Below are 3,997 nucleotides of genomic sequence, written 5' to 3'. Positions count from 1 at the left end.
CTCGTAGATCATGGTATGGGGAATCACCATCTGCTTGAGGGATTCCTTCATGTTCTTGCCCAGGCCCAGCAGGCCGCGGGCCGCAGGACCCCCTTGCTCCATGGCCGCTTGCAGCCCCTCGCGCGCTTCGCGGTAGTGGCTGTTAGCGCGAATGTTGCCCAGGTGCTTCATGAGGGCGCCCACGTTACGCGAGATGGACATCTCGTTGTCGTTCAAGATGATAACCAGGGGCAGCTGCTCGTTGCCCATGTAGTTCAGCGCCTCGAAGGCCATGCCGCCGGCCAGCGACGCGTCTCCGATGAGCGCCACCACCTTCTCGTTCGTGCCCTTCAGCTGGCGCGCCTTCGCCAAACCCGTGGCCACCGACAGCGAATCAGAGGCGTGGCCCGAAGGATGCACATCGTATATGCTCTCGGAAGGCTTCGTGAAGCCGGAGATGCCGCCATAGGTGCGCAGGGTTTTGAAGGCCTCGCGGCGGCCGGTCAGCAACTTATGGGCATAGGCCTGATGACCCACGTCGAACACGACGCGATCGCGCGGCATGTCGAGCAGGCTCTCGAGCGCCACGATAATATCCACGGCGCCGAGCGAGGAGGCCACATGGCCCCCGGTCACCGACGTCGTGGCGACAATTTCCTGGCGAATCTCGGCCGCCAAAATAGCCAGCTCCTCATTGGTGAGCACCTTAAGGTCGCTGGGCGCGTTGATGGCATCGAGAATGCGGGGCTCGTCCATAGGAGATCCTTACACCGTCGGAGCTTCCGACGTCGATTCGGAGGGCGAGGACAGGGGCGCGGGCGCTGACGGGGACCCATCGGCATCGGTCGCACCAGCGTCAATCGCGCCAGTGCCGCCATCGACGACTTCGCCCTCGGAGGGCGACGCGTCCTCAGCCGAAGAAGGCTCTTCTGCCGCCAGATGCGCCTCGATATCCTGTTCGGACAGGTCACACGCCGAAAGGCCCAGCTTCACGGCCTCCTCGTAGAGCTTGAGGGCGTCGTCGAGGGAAGTGTCCTCGGCGCTTACCTCGTCGACAATCTGGTTCAGACGTTCCTGCACCTCGCCAAAGGCGCTCCCCCTCTGCTCGGCCATGGGCTACACCCCCACCTGCACCACGGCGGCAGCACCGGAAGCACCGACGATGGCCCCCGCCGTCTCGACCAGCGTCTCGGGCGCGGGAGGCTCTTCGCCCATCTGACGGGCAATGCGGCCCAGCACGCCGTTCACAAAGCGCGGGGAATCCTCTTCCCCGCCGAAGTCCTTCGCCAACTCCACTGCCTCGTTGATAGAGACGGAGACGGGCACGTCGTCCACATGGAACATCTCGTACGTGGCCAGGCGCAGGATAGAGCGGTCCACAATGGGCATGCGCGACAGCGCCCAGTTCTCGGACGCCGCAGCCAGACGGGCATCGATGTCGCCCAGGCGGTCTTCCACGCCATGGACCAGGCCCAGGGCATAGTCGGTCAGAGGGCCGTCCTCGATGAGGCACTGGCCGCTTTCCAGCAGCTGGCTGGCCGGCTTGCCTTGAATTTCGCTGGTGTAGAGAACCTGCACCGCATGGGCGCGATCGCGGGTTCGCTCGTGTTTTCTGGCAGACATGAATGCTCCGTTGGGTTGCTAAGGGCAGGACTTGAAACAGCGCCGCCTTTGGGCGGCACGCGCAGACCCGTTGCGACAGCTTCACTGCCGTCGGGAAAACGGGCAGACCGGCGCCAAAGCGCCGATCAAGGAACGTTCGCCCGGCCGAAGCCGGGCGAACGAAACAAGCCTAGGACTTGAACTGAATGCCGTCGACGTAGACATCAACCGTGTCCACATCGATGCCGGCCTGGGTCTTCAAGGACTCGGCGATGGCCGTGCGCAGGGCCGCGGCCAAATCGGGCAGCACGTAGCCGTGGTAAACCTCGACATGGATGGATACGCGCAGCTTGCCATCATCGTCAAGGTTGGCCTCGATGCCCGAGGTAGAGGGCTTGCTGGCCAGCATGGAACGAATGCCGCTGGTGGCAAAAGAGCCCAGCGACGCCACGCCGTCGACCTCACTGGCGGCCACCGAGATGATGGTTTCCAGGACGCCGGGGGCGATGGAAAGGCCTTCCACGCTCATTTCGTTTGTCATAATACGTCTCCCATCTGGGTTTCGATGAAGTCGGTAGTGGCTTCACCGTCCAAGAATACCTCATTCTCGAGCACACGCTGATGGAATGGAATAGTTGTTGCAATTCCTTCAATGACGAATTCATCGAGGGCGCGCTTGGCACGGGCCACGGCCTCGGCGCGATCCTGACCGTGTACGATGACCTTGGCCACCAAGGAGTCGTAGTAAGGAGAGATGCGCGAACCGGGGCGCAGGTAGGTTTCCACGCGCACGCCAGGGCCCGCGGGGGGCTCGAAGCGCGTAACGTTGCCCGGGCACGGACGGAAGCCGTGGGCCGGATCCTCGGCGTTGATGCGCAGCTCGATGGCATGGCCGGCCGGCGTGAAGGGCGCGCGGTGAGCGCAGCTCATGGCCTCGCCGGAGGCAATGCGCAGCTGCTCCTTGATGATGTCAGTGCCGGTGATTTCCTCGGTGACGGGGTGCTCCACCTGCACGCGGGTGTTCATCTCCATGAAGTAGAACTGACCGCGCTCGTCGAGCAAAAACTCGATGGTGCCGGCGTTCTTGTAGTCCACGGCGCGCACGGCCTTCAGAGCCGCCTTCATCATGTCGCGACGCAGGGGCTCGGACAGCGCCGGCGAGGGCGCCTCTTCCAGCAGCTTCTGGTGACGACGCTGAATGGAGCAGTCGCGCTCGCACAGGGCCACGGCGTTGCCATGGTCGTCGGCCAGCACCTGCACCTCCACGTGGCGGGGACGCAGCACCAGCTTCTCCAAGTAGACGCCATCATTGCCGAAGGCCGCGCCGGCCTCGGTACGGGCCGCCTTGTACTGGGCCTCCAGATCGGCCGGGTCGTGCACCTCGCGCATGCCCTTGCCGCCGCCGCCGGCCGTGGCCTTGATGAGCACCGGGTAGCCCACCTTCTCGGCGAAGGCCGCGGCCTCTTCCACCGTGTCCAGGCAACCGTCGGAGCCGGGCACCGTGGGCACGCCGCACATCTTCATGGTCTCGCGGGCGCTGGATTTGTCACCCATGCGATCGATGCAGTCGGGGGCCGGGCCGATGAACACCAGGTCGTTGTCGGCACAGGCGCGGGCGAAGTCGGCGTTCTCGGCCAAGAAGCCGTAGCCCGGGTGAATGGCCTGGGCGCCGGTGTTCTTGGCGGCCGCGATGATGGACGGCATGACCAGGTAGCTTTTGTTGGACGGGGCCGGACCGATGCAGACGGCCTCATCGGCGTACTGCACCGGATAGGTGTCGGCATCCTCCGTGGAGTACACGGCTACCGTCTTCACGCCCAGCTCGCGGGCGGCGCGCATGATGCGCAGGGCCACTTCGCCGCGGTTGGCGACAAGAATCTTATCGAACATAATTAGTTCTCCGGGAGGGTCTGGACGGGCTCGTGGGGCTCGATGTAGAAGAGCACCGTGCCGAACTCGACCGGCGTGGCGTCGGACAGGCACACCTCGCGCACCGTGCCCATTTCCTCGGCGGTGATCTCGTTCATGAGCTTCATGGCCTCCACGATGCAGAGCGTCTCGTTGGCGGCCACCTCATCGCCCACCTTCACGAAGGGCGGCTCACCGGGAGCCGGGGCCTCGTAGTAGGTGCCCACCATGGGAGCCGTCACCGGCACCCAGGTGGCCGGACGGCTGGCGCCGTCGTCGGCGGCAGCGGGAGCCGCGGCCGGAGCGGGGGCAGCGGGCACGGCCTGAGCCTGCGGGGCGGCCGGAGCGGCCGCTACGGGAGCGCCCTGACCCGGCATGCGAACGGCAATGCGCATGCCCTCTTCCTCGACGACAATCTCACCGACGCCGCTTTCCTCGGCGACGCGAACCAGTTCGCGAATCTGATTGATGTCCACGTAATCGTCCTCCTTGGTGGCGCTGGACTCCT

At 64.9% G+C, this 3,997-nt stretch carries 6 protein-coding genes; all 6 read right to left on the bottom strand.

Annotated features, from left to right (window positions below):
* On the bottom strand, positions 1-735 hold a 735-nt coding region (locus QZ307_RS10855; protein WP_295999730.1), incomplete at its 3' end, for a 1-deoxy-D-xylulose-5-phosphate synthase N-terminal domain-containing protein.
* Between the two features lie 9 nt (positions 736-744).
* A complete protein-coding gene (locus QZ307_RS10850; RefSeq protein WP_295999729.1) occupies positions 745-1,092 on the bottom strand; it encodes an exodeoxyribonuclease VII small subunit in 348 nt (115 codons plus the stop codon).
* A 3-nt stretch (positions 1,093-1,095) separates the two neighbouring features.
* On the bottom strand, positions 1,096-1,602 hold the full coding sequence (gene nusB / locus QZ307_RS10845; protein WP_295999726.1) for a transcription antitermination factor NusB: 507 nt from the start codon (positions 1,600-1,602) through the stop codon (positions 1,096-1,098).
* A 169-nt stretch (positions 1,603-1,771) separates the two neighbouring features.
* Positions 1,772-2,122, bottom strand: a complete 351-nt coding sequence (locus QZ307_RS10840; protein ID WP_295999724.1) for an Asp23/Gls24 family envelope stress response protein — start codon at positions 2,120-2,122, stop codon at positions 1,772-1,774.
* Positions 2,119-3,471 (bottom strand): acetyl-CoA carboxylase biotin carboxylase subunit, encoded by a 1,353-nt coding sequence (gene accC, locus QZ307_RS10835; RefSeq protein ID WP_275207258.1) that lies wholly within the window; start codon positions 3,469-3,471, stop codon positions 2,119-2,121. The genes QZ307_RS10840 and accC overlap by 4 nt, the downstream gene beginning before the upstream one ends.
* Before the next feature lie 2 nt (positions 3,472-3,473).
* A partial coding sequence (gene accB, locus QZ307_RS10830) for an acetyl-CoA carboxylase biotin carboxyl carrier protein (RefSeq protein ID WP_295999721.1) occupies positions 3,474-3,997 on the bottom strand: 524 nt, incomplete at its 5' end.

The sequence above is a fragment of the uncultured Adlercreutzia sp. genome, from assembly GCA_910585575.1.
Taxonomy (GTDB): Bacteria; Actinomycetota; Coriobacteriia; order Coriobacteriales; family Eggerthellaceae; genus Adlercreutzia.
Note: the sequence above shows the minus strand (reverse complement) of the source record. Positions and strands in the feature narration are given on the sequence as shown.